Genomic DNA, 15,023 nt, shown 5'->3' with positions numbered 1-15,023 from the left:
GCCCGGGTTCTGTCTTGTGGATCGGCCCTAATTCTTCTCGAACCGGAAACCCACCCCGCGCACGGTGGCGATGTACCGGGGGTTGGCCGCGTCGTCGCCGAGCTTCTTGCGCAGCCACGAGATGTGCATGTCCAGCGTCTTGGTGGAGGTCCACCAGGTGGTGTCCCAGACCTGGCGCATGATCTCCTCTCGGGTGACCACCCGGCCGGCGTCCCGGACCAGCACCCGCAGCAGCTCGAACTCCTTGGCGGAGAGGGTGAGCTCCTCCTCGCCGAGCCAGGCGCGGTGCGACTCGATGTCGATCTTCACCCCGTGCGCGCCGGTGGTGAGCTGGTCGACGTTGCCGCGCCGGAGCAGGGCCCGGACCCGGGCCAGCAGCTCGGCGAGGCGGAACGGCTTGGTGACGTAGTCGTCGGCGCCCGCGTCGAGGCCGACCACCGTGTCCACCTCGTCGGCCCGGGCGGTGAGCACCAGGACGGGGCAGCTCTTGCCGTCGGCGCGCAGGCGCCGGCAGACCTCCAGGCCGTCCATCTCCGGCAGGCCGAGGTCCAGAACGACGAGGTCGACCTCCTCGGTGAGCCCGGCGGCCAGCGCGGTCGGGCCGTCCTCCCGGACGAGCACCTCATACCCCTCGCGTCGAAGGGCCCGGGCGAGGGGTTCGGAGATCGCCGGATCGTCCTCGGCGAGCAGCACACAGGTCATGTGGTGATGGTAGTCCGCCGGGGTATGGCCGCTGCCGCTGTGAGGTAGTTCACAGAGCGTGATCGTTATACGGACAGCGAGCACCGCTCAACGAACCACCCCCGACCGCGCGTTCGGCGAAGATTCCGCCTTTCGATCTTCAATCCGAAGGAATTACCGCGGCCAGACCATGGATCGAACAAGCTAGCCTGTCGCAGGCTTTACCATCGACATACCTAATTGCCGCGTTTTGTCAGCCGATGTCGCCAAATATCGCCACGTACAGTGGTTCCGTCCACGTCCGCCTCCACCCCCCTTGGCGGACGCTGTCAGGCAAGGAACCCCTACACATGGCGTCTACGACCCTGGACGCCGGCCTCAAGCCGGCCTCTCCCAGCGGCAAGACCTTCCTCGGGCACCCCCGTGGACTCGCCACTCTCTTCATGAGCGAGATGTGGGAGCGCTTCAGCTACTACGGCATGCGCGCCCTGCTGGTCCTCTACATGACGGCTTCCGTCGCAGAGGGCGGCCTCGGCATGAAGGCGGCCGTCGCCGCCGCCGTCTACAGCGTGTACACGGCGATGGTCTACCTGCTCGCCCTCCCGGGCGGCTGGATCGCGGACCGCTTCCTCGGTGCCCGCAAGACCGTCGCCGTCGGCGGTGTGATCATCATGATCGGCCACTTCCTGCTGGCCGTTCCGATGAGCGCGTCGTTCTTCGTCGGTCTGGCGTTCATCGCGATCGGCTCCGGTCTGCTGAAGGCCAACATCTCGACGATGGTCGGCCACCTGTACGACGGCCCGAACGACCCGCGTCGCGACGGCGGCTTCACGATCTTCTACATGGGCATCAACCTCGGTGCCTTCGCCGCCCCGCTGGTCATCGGCACCGTCGGCCAGAGCGTGAACTGGCACCTCGGCTTCGCGCTCGCCGGCGTCGGCATGGCGCTCGGCCTGATCCAGTTCCTGCTGGGTACCCGCCACCTGAGCCCGAAGAGCGACGTGGTCACGTCGCCGATCTCGGCCGCCGAGAAGAGCGCGATCTTCAAGAAGGCCGGCATCTGGCTGGGCCTGGCCGCCGTCTTCTACGCGATCGTCACGCTGACCGGCCACTTCACCATCAACTGGGCGATCTGGCCGTTGTCGATCGCGGGCATCGCGATCCCGGTCTTCGTCTTCTCGAAGGTCAAGCGGGACAAGGACCTCGACGAGACCGAGCAGTCCCGGATGAGCGGCTACATCTGGTTCTTCGTCGCCGCCGCCGTGTTCTGGATGATCTACGACCAGTCCGGCTCGACGCTGAGCATCTTCGCGGACGAGAACACCGCGTCCACGCTGTTCGGGTTCGACTTCCCGTCGACCTGGTTCCAGTCGCTGAACCCGCTGTACATCATGGCGCTGGCCCCGGTCTTCGCCTGGCTCTGGGTGGCCCTGTCCCGCCGGGGCAAGAACCCCAGCACCACCGTGAAGTTCGCCTTCGGTCTGCTGATGATCGGCGGCTCCTTCCTGGTCATGATGCTGGCGATGGGCGCCGCCGCGGGCGGCACCCAGGTCACCCCGCTCTGGCTGGCCATGGTCTACCTGGTCCAGACCGTCGGCGAGCTGACCCTCTCCCCGGTCGGCCTCTCCGTCACCACCAAGCTCGCCCCGGCGAAGTACGCCAGCCAGATGATGGGTGTCTGGTTCCTCGCCGTCACCGCGGGTGACTGCGTCGCGGCCATCTTCCAGCTGGTCCTCGGCGACGAGGTGGTCGGATCCACCGGGTACTTCGCCTTCCAGGGTGCGATGGCCATCGTGGCCGGCATCGGCCTGGCGATGTACCGCAAGAAGGTCGTGAGGCTGATGGGCGACGTGCACTGACGCCCAGCCGACCTGGCACCGGCTCCGGGGCCGCTGTGGATTCCTGAGATCCGCAGCGGCCCCGGCCGCGTTCCCGGCCCCCGCCGCGTTCCCGGCCCCCGCCGTGCGAGGGTGACGGGATGCCCACCGACTCACTCCCCCGTCAGCTCGCCCGCACCCGGCGCTTCACCCTCGGCGCCCCCTCCGCACCGGCCGTCTCCGCCGACGGCCGCACCGTGCTGTTCCTGCGCAGCCGGGCCGGCGACGACCCGGTCTCCTGCCTCTGGGCGCTCGACACCGCCACCGGCACGGAGCGGCTGCTCGCCGACCCCGTCGCGCTCGGCGCCGACGACGCCGCCCTCCCCGAGGCCGAGCGGATCCGCCGCGAGCGCGCCCGCGTGCTGACCACCGGCATCACCGCCTTCGGCACCGACGGCACCGGCCGGCTCGCCGTCTTCGCCCTCCACGGCGCGCTCTGGCTCGTGGACTCCGCCGACGGCGCCGTCCGCAACGTCCCCACCGCCGCCCCGGTGTACGACCCGCGCCTCGACCCGGCCGGCCGCCGGATCGCCTACGTCGGCGGGGGCGCCCTGCGCGTGGTCGGCACCGACGGCCGCGGCGACCGGGCGCTCGCCGAGCCCGAGCACGCGGAGGTGGCGTACGGGATCGCCGAGCACGCCGCCGCCGAGTCGATGTACCGGACCCGCGGTCACTGGTGGGCCCCGGACGGCACCGCACTGCTCGCCGCCCGCGTCGACGACCGCCCGCTGAGCCGACTCCACCTCGCCGACCCGGCCGAGCCGCAGCGGCCGCCGCGGACGGTCCGCTACCCGCTGGCCGGGACCGCCAACTCCGACGTCTCGCTCTGGCTGCTCCCCCTCGACCCGGACCGTCCCGGGGGTCGCACCGAGGTCCGGTGGGACCGGGCCGGCTACGAGTACCTCACCGCCGCCGGCTGGGACGACCACGGTCCGTACGCCGCCGTGCAGAGCCGCGACCAGCGCACCGTCCGCACCCTGGCGATCGCCCCGGACGGCGCCACGAGCGCCCTGGCCGAGCAGCGCGACGAGCACTGGGTCGAGCTGGTCCCCGGCCTGCCGGTCCGCACGGCGTCCGGTGCCCTGGTCGGCTCCGCCGACCTCGGCGGGACCCGCCACCTCACCGTGGCCGGCGAACCCGTCACCCCGGCCGGGCTGCAGCTTCGCGCGGTTCTCGGGGCCGAGGGCGGGCAGGTGCTGTTCACCGCCACCGAGGAGCCCACCGAGACCCACCTCTGGCTGTACGGGCCCGCCACCGGACTGCGCCGGCTGAGCGAGGGTCCCGGACTGCACAGCGGTGTGCGGCGCGGCGGCACGCTCGTGCTCACCACCCGGGCCGCCGGCGCCCCGGCCGGCCGGACCACCGTGCTGCCCGAGGGCCGCCCGGCGCTCCCGCTGGCCTCGCACGCGCAGGTGCCCGTCCTCACCGCCCGGCCGGAGCTGCTCCGGCTCGGCCCGCGCGGGCTGTGCGCCGCGCTCTTCCTGCCCGCCGGCCACCGCCCCGGGGACGGACCGCTGCCCGTCCTGCTCGACCCGTACGGCGGGCCGGCGCTGCAGAAGGTCACCACCGGCGGCGGCTGGCCGGAGCTGGTCTCGCAGTGGTTCGCCGACCAGGGCTTCGCCGTGCTGGCCGTCGACGGCCGCGGCACCCCCGGCCGCGGGCCTCGCTGGGACAAGGAGGTCTTCGGGGACAAGGCCACCCCGGCCCTGGAGGACCAGGTCGAGGGGCTGCACGAGGCCGCCCGGCTGCGGCCCGGGCTGCTCGACCTCGACCGGGTCGCGATCCGCGGCTGGTCCTACGGCGGCTACCTCGCCGCGCTCGCCGTGCTGCGGCGGCCGGACGTCTTCCACGCCGCCGTCGCCGGCGCCGCCCCCACCGACCAGCGGCTCTACGACACCCACTGGCAGGAGCGGTTCCTCGGCCACCCCGGCGAGCACCCCGAGCGCTACGACGCCTGCTCGCTGATCGCCGACGCGCCGCGGCTGCGCCGCCCGCTGCTGCTGGTCCACGGCCTCGCCGACGACAACGTCTTCCCGGTCCACGCCCTGCGGCTCTCCGGTGCCCTGCTCGCGGCCGGGCGCCCGCACGAGGTGCTGCCGCTCAGCGGCACCAGCCACACGCCCACCGACGAAGCGGTGACGGAGAACCTGCACCACCACCAGTTGGACTTCCTGAAGCGCTCGCTCGGCCTCGCCTGACGCCGGCCGCAGCCAGGGCCCACCCGACGTCCTGCCCGGGACACCGCCCGAACGGGAGGGAGCCCCCCGCGTCCCCGGCACGGGACGGGGGGGCTCCGGTGCGCCCGGTCAGACCTCGCGCACGCCCGCCCGCCAGACGGCCGCCGTCAGCGGCACGCCCGGCCGGTACGCGAGGTGCACGTGCGAGGGGGCCTCCAGCAGCTGGAGGTCGGCCCGGGCGCCCACGGCCACCGTGCCGACGTCCGTCCGCCGCAGGGCGTGCGCGCCGCCCGCGGTCGCCGCCCAGACCGCCTCGTCCGGCGTCATCCCCATCTCCCGCACCGCGACCGCGATGCAGAACGCCATCGAGCTGGTGAAGCTGGAACCCGGGTTGCAGTCGGTCGAGAGCGCCACCACGGCGCCCGCGTCGAGCAGCCGGCGCGCGTCCGGGTAGGCGGCGCGGGTGGAGAACTCCGCGCCGGGCAGCAGCGTCGCCACCGTGGCCGAGCCGGCCAGCGCCGCCACGTCCTCGTCGGTCAGGTGGGTGCAGTGGTCGGCGGAGGCCGCGCCCAGCTCGACGGCGAGCTGCACACCGGGACCGTAGGAGAGCTGGTTGGCGTGCACCCGGGGGGTGAGGCCGCGCTCGACGCCGGCGGTCAGGATCGCCCGCGCCTGGTCCCCGTCGAAGGCGCCGTCCTCGCAGAACACGTCCACCCAGCGGGCGTACGGCGCGCAGGCGTCCAGCATCTCGCCGGTGACCAGGTCGACGTACCCGGCCGGGTCCTGGGCGTACTCGGGGGCGACCACGTGGGCGCCGAGGTAGGTGGTCTCGGGAGTGTACGAGGAGGCGATCCGCAGTGCCCGCGCCTCGTCCGGCACGGTCAGCCCGTAGCCGGACTTGCACTCGATCGAGGTCGTCCCCTGGCGAAGCGCCTCGCGGACGAACCGGGCCAGGTTGGCGTCCAGCTCGGCGTCGCTCGCGGCCCGGGTGGCGGCCACCGTGGTGCGGATGCCGCCGGCGGTGTACGACTGGCCGGACATCCGGGCGTTGAACTCGGCGGTGCGGTCGCCCGCGAAGACCAGGTGGGCGTGCGAGTCGACGAAGCCCGGCAGCAGCGTCCGCCCCGCCGCGTCGAACCGCTCGTCGGCGGCCGGCGCCTCGGCGGCCGGGCCGACCCAGGCGATCGTGCCGCCGTCCACCACCACGGCCGCGTCGGTGAGCAGGCCCAGCGGCCCGGTGCCCTGCGCGGGGTCGTTGGTGACCAGGCTGCCGATGCCGGCGATCAGGGTGCTCGGCATGCCGTCGCTCTTGGGAGTGCTGGGGGTGCTCACGTCAGGCCTTTCGGTACGGACGAGGGGCGGGGCGGGCTCGGCGCCCGCCCCGCCCCGGGGGTCAACGGGATCTCTCAGCAGCTCAGTGCGGCGATCGAGGAGTGCAGCGCGCCAGGGACGTCCGGCACCAGCTGGTGCACGCCGTCCTTGACCACGTGCCGGCCTCCGACCACCAGGTGTCGCACGTCGGCGGCCGAGGCGGCGAAGACCGCGATCTCGGCGCCGAGTCGGGAGGGCGGGCCGGCGGTGCGCACGGAGTCCAGCGCGATCACGGTGAAGTCGGCCAGCGAACCGGCCTCGATCCGCCCGGCCTCCGGCCAGCCGAGCGAGGCGTGTCCGTCCTCGGTGCCGGCCCGCAGGAGCAGGTTGGCCGTCCAGTGGCCGCGGGTGCGGGTGCGCAGCCGCTCGTCCAGCTCCAGCGCGCGCGCCTCCTCGAACGGGTCGATGACGGCGTGGCTGTCGCTGCCGAGCGTCACCGGGCAGCCGGCCGAAGCCAGTTGGCGGGCCGGGCCGATGCCGTCCGCGAGGTCCCGCTCGGTGGTGGGACACATGCAGATGGTGGTGGAGGAGTCGGTGAGGAGCTTGATGTCCTCCTCCGTGAGGTGGGTGGCGTGCACCGCGGACGTGCGCGGGCCGAGCGCGCCGTGGTCGGCGAGCAGCCGGGTCGGGGTGACGCCGTGCGCGGTGAGGCAGGCGTCGTTCTCGGCGGTCTGCTCGGAGAGGTGGACGTGCAGCGGCGCCTTGCGCATCGACGCCCAGTGCGCGACGGTGCCGAGCTGCTCGGCGGGCACCGCCCGGACCGAGTGGATCGCCGCGCCGATCCTGGCGTGCTCGCGCGGGCGCAGCGCGGCGGCGCGCTCGGCCCAGGCGTCGGCGTCGCCGTCGCTGAACCGTCGCTGCGGCTTGGTCGGCTCGGCGCCGAAGCCGGAGGAGAGGTAGCAGGTGTCCAGCAGGGTGATCCGGATTCCGGCCCGGCCGGCCGCCTCGATCAGCGCCTCACCCATCGCGTTCGGGTCGTCGTAGCGGGCGCCGCCGGGCGCGTGGTGCAGGTAGTGGAACTCCCCGACCGCGGTGATGCCGGCGAGCGCCATCTCGGCGTAGACGGCGGTGGCGAGCGCCAGGTAGCTGTCCGGGTCCAGCGCGGTGGCGAACCGGTACATGGTGTCGCGCCAGGTCCAGAAGGTGCCGGAGCCGACCTGGACGTTGCCGCGCAGCGCCCGGTGGAAGGCGTGCGAGTGGGCGTTGGCCTGGCCGGGCAGCAGCAGCCCCTCCAGCCGGACCGCGCCGGGCGGGCAGGGCCCGCTGTCCGGCGTCACCTTGGAGATCTTGCCGCCGGTCCCGGTGGCGATCAGCACGTCCTGCTCGACCACCGGACCGTTGACGTGGGGCAGCCAGGCGTACTGCGCCCAGTAGGTTACTGACACGCCAGGTCCTCCAGTACGTCGGCGAGCGCGGCGACCCCGGCCAGGCAGTCTGCGGTCTCGGCGTGCTCGGCCGGGGAGTGCGAGACGCCGCTCGGGTTCCGCACGAACAGCATGGCGGTCGGGATCGCCGATGCCAGGATTCCGGCGTCGTGTCCCGCACCGGTCGGCAGGATCGGCACGCCGCCGGGTGCCCCGTCGCGCCCCAGCCTGCGGGCCAGGCGGTCGCGCAGCGGGCCGTCGAAGTCCACCACCGGGGTGTAGGACTCGCGGGTCAGCTCGACCCGGACGCCGTCGCGCTCGCCGCGTTCGTACGCGGCCCGCTCGATCTCCTCGACCAGCGCGGTGAGGGTCGCCTCGTCGGCGGCCCGGGAGTCCAGCCACCCGCGGACCAGGGAGGCGATCGCGTTGGTGCCGTTGGGCTCCACCGCGACCTTGCCGAAGGTGGCCAGGGCGCCCGCCAGCTTCGCCTTCTTCCGGGCCGAGAGCACGGTGTTGGCGTAGGTGAGCATCGGGTCGCGACGGTCCTCGATCCGGGTGGTGCCGGCGTGGTTGGCCTCGCCGTGGAAGTCGAAGCGCCAGCGGCCGTGCGGCCAGATCGCGCTGGCCACGCCGACCGGCTGGTCCTCGGCAAGGTAACGGCCCTGCTCGACGTGCAGCTCGACGAAGGCGCCGATCCGGGCCAGCCGGTCGCCGTCCGCGCCGATGGCGGCGGGGTCGTAGCCGGCCCGCTCCATCGCGTCCGGCAGCCGGACGCCGTCGGCGTCGCGCAGCTCGTACGCGGCCTCCCTGCCGAGCACGCCGGCGGTCAGCCGGGAGCCGATGCAGGCCACGCCGAACCGGGCGCCCTCCTCGTCGCCGAAGTTGACGATCGCCAGCGGCTTGCTGAACCCGGTGCCGCGCGAGCGCAGTTCGTCCAGCGCGGCGAAGGAGGAGACCACGCCGAGCGGGCCGTCGAAGGCGCCGCCGTCCGGGACGGAGTCCAGGTGCGAGCCGGTGACGACGGCGCCCTCGCCCTGCGGGTCGCCCAGCCAGGCCCACTGGTTGCCGTTGCGGTCCAGCTCGTAGGTCAGGCCGCGCTTGCGGGCCTGCTCCTCGAACCAGGCCCGGCACTCGGCGTCCGCGGAGTTCCAGGCGAAGCGGCGGTAACCGCCGGAGGAGGCGGAGCGGCCCACGGGGAGCAGCTCCGCCCACATCTCCAGGAAGGAGTCGCTCACAGCTCACCCATCGGGATGCGCACCCCGCGCTCGGCGGCGACCTCGTCGGCCCGGTCGTAGCCGGCGTCGACGTGCCGGATGACGCCCATGCCCGGGTCGTTGGTGAGCACCCGGCGGATCTTCTCGCCGGCCAGCGGCGTGCCGTCGGCCACCGTGACCTGGCCGGCGTGGATCGAGCGGCCGATGCCGACGCCGCCGCCGTGGTGGATGGAGACCCAGGAAGCGCCGGAGGCGACGTTGACCATGGCGTTGAGCAGCGGCCAGTCGGCGATCGCGTCCGAGCCGTCCAGCATCGCCTCGGTCTCCCGGTACGGGGAGGCGACCGAGCCGCAGTCCAGGTGGTCGCGGCCGATCACGATCGGGGCGGAGAGCTCGCCGGAGGCGACCATGTCGTTGAAGCGCTCGCCGGCCTTGTCACGCTCGCCGTAGCCGAGCCAGCAGATGCGCGCGGGCAGGCCCTGGAAGTGCACCTTCTCCTGGGCCATCTTGATCCAGCGGGCCAGCGACTCGTTCTCCGGGAAGAGGTCGAGCACGGCCTTGTCGGTCTTGTGGATGTCCTGCGGGTCGCCGGAGAGCGCCGCCCAGCGGAACGGGCCCTTGCCCTCGCAGAACAGCGGGCGGATGTAGGCGGGGACGAAGCCGGGGAAGGCGAAGGCACGGTCGTAGCCGGCCAGCTGGGCCTCGCCGCGGATCGAGTTGCCGTAGTCGAACACCTCGGCGCCGCGGTCCTGGAAGCCGACCATGGCCTCGACGTGCTTGGCCATCGACTCGCGCGAGCGCTGGGTGAACTCGGCGGGCTTCTCGGCCGCGTAGGTGGCCATGTCGTCGAAGGCGACGCCGAGCGGCAGGTAGCTCAGCGGGTCGTGGGCGCTGGTCTGGTCGGTGACGATGTCGATCGGCGCGTCCATCGCGAGCAGCTGCGGGAACAGCTCGGCGGCGTTGCCCAGCAGGCCGATGGAGAGCGGCTGCTTCTTGTCGCGGGCGGCGGTGGCCAGCTCCAGGGCGTGGGAGAGGTTCTTGGCCTCGACGTCCAGGTAGCGGTGCTCGATCCGGCGGGCGATCCGGGACGGGTCGCAGTCGATGCAGATCGCCACGCCGCCGTTCATGGTGACGGCGAGCGGCTGGGCGCCGCCCATCCCGCCGAGGCCGGCGGTGAGGGTGATCGTCCCCTCCAGGGTGCCGTCGAAGCGCTTGTTGGCGACGGCGGCGAAGGTCTCGTAGGTGCCCTGGAGGATGCCCTGGGTACCGATGTAGATCCACGACCCGGCGGTCATCTGGCCGTACATGGTGAGACCGAGGCTCTCCAGCCGGCGGAACTCCTCCCAGTTGGCCCAGTCGCCGACCAGGTTGGAGTTGGCGATCAGCACGCGCGGCGCCCACTCGTGGGTCTGCATCACGCCGACCGGGCGGCCGGACTGGACCAGCATGGTCTCGTCCTGCTTCAGGCCCTGCAGCGTCTTCACCATGGCGTCGAAGGAGCGCCAGTCCCGCGCGGCCTTGCCGGTGCCGCCGTAGACGACGAGCTTCGACGGGTGCTCCGCCACCTCGGGGTCGAGGTTGTTCATGAGCATCCGCAGGGCCGCCTCCTGCTGCCACCCCTGCGTCGTGAGCCCCGTCCCCCGCGCCGCACGCACCTCGCGCGGTCCGCTCGTCTGCTGCTGCACCATGTCCTGGCCTCCCTGCGGATGAATTCATTCAGTCTTGGTTCGGCTGAATATATCCAAACAATCAGCCCGCGACCAGACCTCGGGGCCATCCGATCAGCGCCGGTGCGCCGGATCCCCGAGCGCTACCCCGAATCAGGCGAACACCAGCCACTCGGCCCAGTGTCGGGGAGCGGAGGACACGGTGACGGCCATCGGCCGCGACCCGGCAGGCTTCGGGACGTGGCGGAGGAGATCGGGCGGAGCGCAGGTCTCCGTGTCCGGATCAAGCATGCGGGGACGGTCGAGCGCCCGTTCCGCCAGCTCGACAGCGGGCTCCCGACCGGCTTCGGCGCCTACGAGGTCTCCTCGATCACCGTGCCGAACGCTCAGGCCGCTGCGCCGCCGTCCCAGTCGATGCCGATCTCGGCGAGCCAGCGGCGGTCCTCCTCGTCCGGGACGGCGGGGGCGGCCGGGCGGGGCGGGCGGGGGATCTCCTGGACCGGGCCGAGGCCGTACTTGTCGGCGGCCGCGGCCGCGCGCGCGTCGGGCTCGATGACGCCGACGTGGACGGCGGTCTCGTCACCCGGGTCGAGGACGGTGAGTTCGGGTTCGGGCAGGCGGCGCACGGTGACGCGGCGTCCGCAGGCCGGGCAGGACCACTCGTCGGCGCCGGAGGCGAGCCGGCCGACGAACTTCATCTCGTGGATCACGCGCATGAGGGCACCCCCTACTGGAAGCTATGCCCGTTCTGGGCGGATCGACAACCTGCAGGTACGGTCGCTGACGGGTCGACGGGCGTCGGCAGCGAACGGGGAGGGGTCGGGATGGACCGCGAGTGGAGTGTCGAGGAGAGCATCAGCATGGCCGCCGCGCCGGCGGCGGTGTACCGCGCCGTCAGCGAGGTGCGCCGGATGGGCGAGTGGAGCCCGGAGTGCCGTGCGGTGTGGGCGCGCCGCGGCCCGCTGCACAGGGGTGAGCGGTTCGTCGGCTTCAACCGCCGCGGGCTCTACGTCTGGTTCACCACCTCCCGGGTCACGGTCGCCGACCAGGACCGCGAATTCGCCTTCCGGGTGGGGTCGTTCGGGCTGCCGATCGCCGAGTGGGGCTACCGCTTCGAGCCGGACGGCGACGGCGGCACGACCGTCACCGAGTACTGGCGGGACCTGCGGACCGGTCGGGGCGCGCCGTTCGCCGAGTTGCTCGGCAGGGTCTTCACCGGGGTCGCCCCGGAACGGCGGGCGCAGGCCAACCGGGTCGGCATGCGCGCCACCCTGGGCCGGCTCCGGCAGGCGCTCGACGCCTGACCGGCCGGGCCCCGGACTCGGCCGCTCGAAGCCGCACCCCGGGCCCGCCCGCTGCGGGCCCCGCTCACTCCAGGAACAGCCCGCGGGCCGCCGCCGACTGCTCGATCGCCTCCAGCCGGGCCTCCGCACCGGGGAGTTCGTCGCACATGGTCTGCAGCAGCACCCGGCCGAGCATCATCGGCGCACAGGCGGTGTCGAAGACCAGCCCGGTGCCGACGGCGGCCGGCAGCATCAGGTCGGAGAGCTTGGCCACCGGCGCGAAGGCGCTGTCGGCGACGGTCAGCACCGTCAGCCCGCACTCCCGGGCCACCGCCAGGGCGTCCATCAGCTCGCGCGGGTAGCGCGGCAGCGCGAAGCAGAGCAGCGCGGTGGCACCGGCCGCGGCGGCCTGTTCGAGGCGGTCGGCCAGCATGCTGCCGCCCTCGTCGAGCAGCCGGATGTCCGGGTGCACCTTGGCGGCGAAGTAGGCGAAGCCACGGGCCTGCGCCGAGGCGGCCCGCAGACCGAGCACCGGAAGCGGCCGGGAGGCCGCCAGCAGCCGGGCGGCTCGGGCGATCGGCTCGGGGTCGGCCAGCAGCTCGGCGAGGTGACGCAGGTGTTCGATCTCGGCGAGCACGGCCTGCTGGTGCTCGTTGCGCACCGCGTCGTCCGGGGTCTCCGGTGCGACCGGCTCGCCGGCGCCCAGCTCGCGCAACTGCTTGCGCAGCGCCGGGTAGCCGTCGTAGCCGAGAGCGACCGCGAAGCGGGTGACGGAGGGCTGGCTGACCCCGGCGAGTTCGGCCACCTCGACGCTGGAGAGGAAGGGCGCCTCGTTCGCGTGCCGGACCAGCGAGTGGGCGATCCGCCGCTGGGTGGGGGTCAGCCGGTGCCCCTCGAAGAGCTGGAGCAGCCGGGCGGAGGGGCCGACGGTGCCGGTTTCGTCGGTGGCGGTCATCAGCGATACCTCCGGGTGCGAGCTGTTCGGACGACGACTGTGCAGCAGCACGTCGCGACTGGCAAAGACGTCTCGTCCAGCGGGACGTCCGGTGAGACGGCCCCGCCGGCCGGGGCGGCCGCGGGTACACCGCGGTCCGGGTCGGGAGGGCTCTCGGGGTAACCCTGATTTCCCCCTGAGCCCGCCCCGATTCCCGTGCGAACCGATGGACCCGCGGGGTACCGGGAGCCAGGCTGGATCTCATGGACACTCGCCAGGACGAACTGAGGCGCGACCTCGACGCCACCCTGCAGGCCCGCAAGGATCTGGGCAAGGAGTACGAGTCGGAGTTGGTCGACTCGTTCCTGGCCCGGCTGGACTCCCGGCTGGACGCGCGCCTCGACTCCCGGGTGGAGCGCCGGGTGGCGGAGCGGATGGAGGACTACGGTCCGGCCCCCCACCTCCGTCACCACCGCGGCTTCGGCCGCTCCAAGCTGCCACTGGCCTCGCTGGTGCTGGGCATCCCGCTGACCGCGATCGCGACCGACGGCGGGAACGGCGGATTCTCCGGCCTCATGGGCCTGGTGGTCTGCTGGGCCGGCATCGTCGGGGTCAACGTCGCGGCCGTGCTGGGCGACCGGCGCGATGAGCGCCGCTCGAAGCCGTCGCGGAGCGAGTGGGACTGAGTCCCACCCGCTCCCACGGCGTCGGGCGTCAGGCCAGCGGGCCGGTGACCTGCTCGACCGCCCGGACCAGCTCTCCGGACGCGACCAGCGCGGCGGCGGCCTCCAGGTCCGGCGAGAGGAAGCGGTCCCGGCCGGCCCCGCCGACCCCGGCCTCCCGGGCTGCGGCCATCGCGGCCGCGGTGGCGGGCGCGACCCGGCCGCCGGAGTCGGCCTGCTGGCGGATCTCCAGCGCGCGGGCGGCGGCGGTCAGTTCGACGGCCAGGACCCGGCCGAGGTTCTCGACCGCCTGGCGCAGCTTGCGGGCGGCGGACCAGCCCATCGAGACGTGGTCCTCCTGCATCGCGGAGGACGGGATCGAGTCGACCGAGGCCGGGACGGCGAGCCGCTTGTTCTCGCTGACCAGCGCGGCCTGGGTGTACTGGGCGATCATCAGGCCGGAGTCCACACCCGGGTCGTCCGCCAGGAAGGCCGGCAGGCCGTGCGAGCGGGCCTTGTCGAGCAGCCGGTCGGTGCGGCGCTCGGAGATCGAGCCGAGGTCCGCGGCGGCGATCGCGAGGAAGTCCAGCACGTAGGCGACCGGGGCACCGTGGAAGTTGCCGTTGGACTCGACCCGGCCGTCCGGCAGCACCACCGGGTTGTCGACCGAGGCGGCCAGCTCGCGGGAGGCGACCAGGGTGGCGTGGGCGAGCGTGTCGCGGCCGGCACCGGCAACCTGCGGGGCGCAGCGGATGGAGTAGGCGTCCTGGACCCGCGGCGCGTCGTCCTGGTGGTGGCCGGTGAGACCGGAGTCCTTGAGGACGGCGAGCATGTTGGCCGCGGACAGCGCCTGGCCCGGGTGCGGGCGGATCGGAGCGTGCAGCTCGGGGGCGAGCACCTTGTCGGAGCCGAGCAGCGCCTCCAGGGTCATCGCGGCGGTGATGTCGGCGGTGGTGAAGAGCCGCGACAGGTCGGCGATGGCCATGACCAGCATGCCGAGCATGCCGTCGGTGCCGTTGATGAGGGCCAGGCCCTCCTTCTCCAGCAGCTCGACCGGCTCGATGCCGGCCTCGGCGAGCAGCTCGCCGGCGGGCCTCTCGACGCCGTCCGGACCGGTCGCCACGCCCTCGCCCATCAGCACGAGCGCGCAGTGCGACAGCGGAGCGAGGTCGCCGGAGCAGCCGAGCGAGCCGAACTCGCGGACCACCGGGGTGATGCCGGCGTTGAGGATGGCGGCCATGGTCTGGGCGACCACCGGGCGCACGCCGGTCCGGCCGGAGGCCAGCGTCTTCATCCGCAGGAACATCAGCGCGCGGACCACCTCGCGCTCGACGACGGGGCCCATGCCGGCGGCGTGCGAGCGCACCAGCGAGCGCTGCAGCTGGGCGCGCAGCTCGGGGCTGATGTGGCGCACGGCGAGCGCGCCGAAACCGGTGGAGACGCCGTAGACCGGGCGCGGCTCGGCCGCGAGGGCGTCGATCCGGGCGCGCGCGGTCGCCATCTCGGAGAGCGCGTCGGGGCCGAGCTCGACCTTGGCGTTGCCACGGGCGACGGCCAGCACGTCCTCGGCGCTGACGTCGGCCTTGCCGACCTGGACGAGCGGCGCGTGGGGGGCCGCAGCACTGTGCATATCCATATACACCATCTCATCAGGTGAATGGAGATATGACAACCGTCCGGGGCCATCCGGCCGCACCACACCACCCGACCGACCCGACAGGCAGGCTCGCGGCCGGGTGGGCGGCCCGCCACGTACAGCCCTCCGGACCGGACCCGGGCCGGCCGCACCGACA

General features: G+C 73.3%; 12 protein-coding genes. 4 read left to right on the top strand and 8 right to left on the bottom strand.

Annotated elements, in window-relative coordinates; genetic code table 11:
- Positions 1–27 precede the first annotated feature (27 nt).
- Positions 28–702: a response regulator transcription factor gene (locus tag ACF9IK_RS22410; protein WP_030290974.1), complete on the bottom strand. Its 675-nt coding sequence runs from the start codon at positions 700–702 to the stop codon at positions 28–30.
- 329 nt (positions 703–1,031) lie between these two features.
- On the opposite strand from ACF9IK_RS22410, the gene ACF9IK_RS22405 reads away from it, so the two are divergent.
- Together ACF9IK_RS22405 and ACF9IK_RS22400 are read left to right on the top strand one after the other, a co-directional pair.
- The gene (locus tag ACF9IK_RS22405) at positions 1,032–2,540 is read left to right on the top strand and encodes a peptide MFS transporter (RefSeq protein WP_395295919.1); all 1,509 of its coding nucleotides are present in this window, start codon (positions 1,032–1,034) and stop codon (positions 2,538–2,540) included.
- Between the two features lie 119 nt (positions 2,541–2,659).
- Positions 2,660–4,756, top strand: a complete 2,097-nt coding sequence (locus tag ACF9IK_RS22400; RefSeq protein WP_395295918.1) for a S9 family peptidase — start codon at positions 2,660–2,662, stop codon at positions 4,754–4,756.
- A 108-nt stretch (positions 4,757–4,864) separates the two neighbouring features.
- On the opposite strand, the gene hutI is transcribed toward ACF9IK_RS22400, so the two are convergent.
- The 5 genes from hutI to ACF9IK_RS22375 all read right to left on the bottom strand — a co-directional run bounded on the left by hutI (position 4,865) and on the right by ACF9IK_RS22375 (position 11,067).
- Positions 4,865–6,034 carry an imidazolonepropionase gene (gene hutI / locus ACF9IK_RS22395; protein WP_395298650.1) on the bottom strand — a complete coding sequence of 390 codons (1,170 nt, stop codon included), beginning with the start codon at positions 6,032–6,034 and terminating at the stop codon, positions 4,865–4,867.
- A gap of 107 nt (positions 6,035–6,141) precedes the next feature.
- The gene (locus tag ACF9IK_RS22390) at positions 6,142–7,491 is read right to left on the bottom strand and encodes a formimidoylglutamate deiminase (RefSeq protein ID WP_395295917.1); all 1,350 of its coding nucleotides are present in this window, start codon (positions 7,489–7,491) and stop codon (positions 6,142–6,144) included.
- Entirely contained in the window at positions 7,482–8,684 is a 1,203-nt protein-coding gene (locus ACF9IK_RS22385; protein ID WP_395298649.1) for an allantoate amidohydrolase, read from the bottom strand. Before ACF9IK_RS22385 ends, ACF9IK_RS22390 begins: the two co-directional genes overlap by 10 nt.
- A gap of 17 nt (positions 8,685–8,701) precedes the next feature.
- Positions 8,702–10,372, bottom strand: a complete 1,671-nt coding sequence (gene hutU, locus ACF9IK_RS22380) for a urocanate hydratase (protein WP_395295916.1) — start codon at positions 10,370–10,372, stop codon at positions 8,702–8,704.
- Between the two features lie 365 nt (positions 10,373–10,737).
- A complete protein-coding gene (locus tag ACF9IK_RS22375; protein WP_395295915.1) occupies positions 10,738–11,067 on the bottom strand; it encodes a hypothetical protein in 330 nt (109 codons plus the stop codon).
- Between the two features lie 108 nt (positions 11,068–11,175).
- Here ACF9IK_RS22375 and ACF9IK_RS22370 point away from each other — a divergent pair, with 108 nt between their 5' ends.
- A complete protein-coding gene (locus ACF9IK_RS22370; protein WP_395295914.1) occupies positions 11,176–11,655 on the top strand; it encodes an SRPBCC family protein in 480 nt (159 codons plus the stop codon).
- Positions 11,656–11,719: 64 nt separating this feature from the next.
- Here the strand turns inward: ACF9IK_RS22370 and ACF9IK_RS22365 are convergent, their stop codons facing one another.
- Positions 11,720–12,589 (bottom strand): MurR/RpiR family transcriptional regulator, encoded by an 870-nt coding sequence (locus ACF9IK_RS22365; protein WP_395295913.1) that lies wholly within the window; start codon positions 12,587–12,589, stop codon positions 11,720–11,722.
- A 242-nt stretch (positions 12,590–12,831) separates the two neighbouring features.
- Between ACF9IK_RS22365 and ACF9IK_RS22360 the strand changes: the two genes are divergently transcribed.
- Positions 12,832–13,254, top strand: a complete 423-nt coding sequence (locus tag ACF9IK_RS22360) for a hypothetical protein (RefSeq protein ID WP_395295912.1) — start codon at positions 12,832–12,834, stop codon at positions 13,252–13,254.
- Positions 13,255–13,282: 28 nt separating this feature from the next.
- On the opposite strand, the gene hutH is transcribed toward ACF9IK_RS22360, so the two are convergent.
- Positions 13,283–14,860 carry a histidine ammonia-lyase gene (gene hutH / locus ACF9IK_RS22355; protein WP_395295911.1) on the bottom strand — a complete coding sequence of 526 codons (1,578 nt, stop codon included), beginning with the start codon at positions 14,858–14,860 and terminating at the stop codon, positions 13,283–13,285.
- Positions 14,861–15,023 lie beyond the last annotated feature (163 nt).

The organism is Kitasatospora hibisci, assembly GCF_043950205.1.
In the GTDB taxonomy this organism is placed as follows: Bacteria; Actinomycetota; Actinomycetes; order Streptomycetales; family Streptomycetaceae; genus Kitasatospora; species Kitasatospora hibisci.
This window is presented reverse-complemented; position numbering and strand designations above follow the sequence as displayed.

Coding starts and splice junctions, on each gene's coding strand:
- hutH (WP_395295911.1), bottom strand. CDS start 14,860: ATGCACAGTGCTGCGGCCCCCCACGCGCCGCTCGTCCAGGTCGGCAAG.
- ACF9IK_RS22405 (WP_395295919.1), top strand. CDS start 1,032: ATGGCGTCTACGACCCTGGACGCCGGCCTCAAGCCGGCCTCTCCCAGC.
- ACF9IK_RS22370 (WP_395295914.1), top strand. CDS start 11,176: ATGGACCGCGAGTGGAGTGTCGAGGAGAGCATCAGCATGGCCGCCGCG.
- hutU (WP_395295916.1), bottom strand. CDS start 10,372: ATGGTGCAGCAGCAGACGAGCGGACCGCGCGAGGTGCGTGCGGCGCGG.
- ACF9IK_RS22360 (WP_395295912.1), top strand. CDS start 12,832: ATGGACACTCGCCAGGACGAACTGAGGCGCGACCTCGACGCCACCCTG.
- ACF9IK_RS22400 (WP_395295918.1), top strand. CDS start 2,660: ATGCCCACCGACTCACTCCCCCGTCAGCTCGCCCGCACCCGGCGCTTC.
- ACF9IK_RS22375 (WP_395295915.1), bottom strand. CDS start 11,067: ATGCGCGTGATCCACGAGATGAAGTTCGTCGGCCGGCTCGCCTCCGGC.
- ACF9IK_RS22385 (WP_395298649.1), bottom strand. CDS start 8,684: ATGTGGGCGGAGCTGCTCCCCGTGGGCCGCTCCGCCTCCTCCGGCGGT.
- ACF9IK_RS22365 (WP_395295913.1), bottom strand. CDS start 12,589: ATGACCGCCACCGACGAAACCGGCACCGTCGGCCCCTCCGCCCGGCTG.
- hutI (WP_395298650.1), bottom strand. CDS start 6,034: ATGCCGAGCACCCTGATCGCCGGCATCGGCAGCCTGGTCACCAACGAC.
- ACF9IK_RS22410 (WP_030290974.1), bottom strand. CDS start 702: ATGACCTGTGTGCTGCTCGCCGAGGACGATCCGGCGATCTCCGAACCC.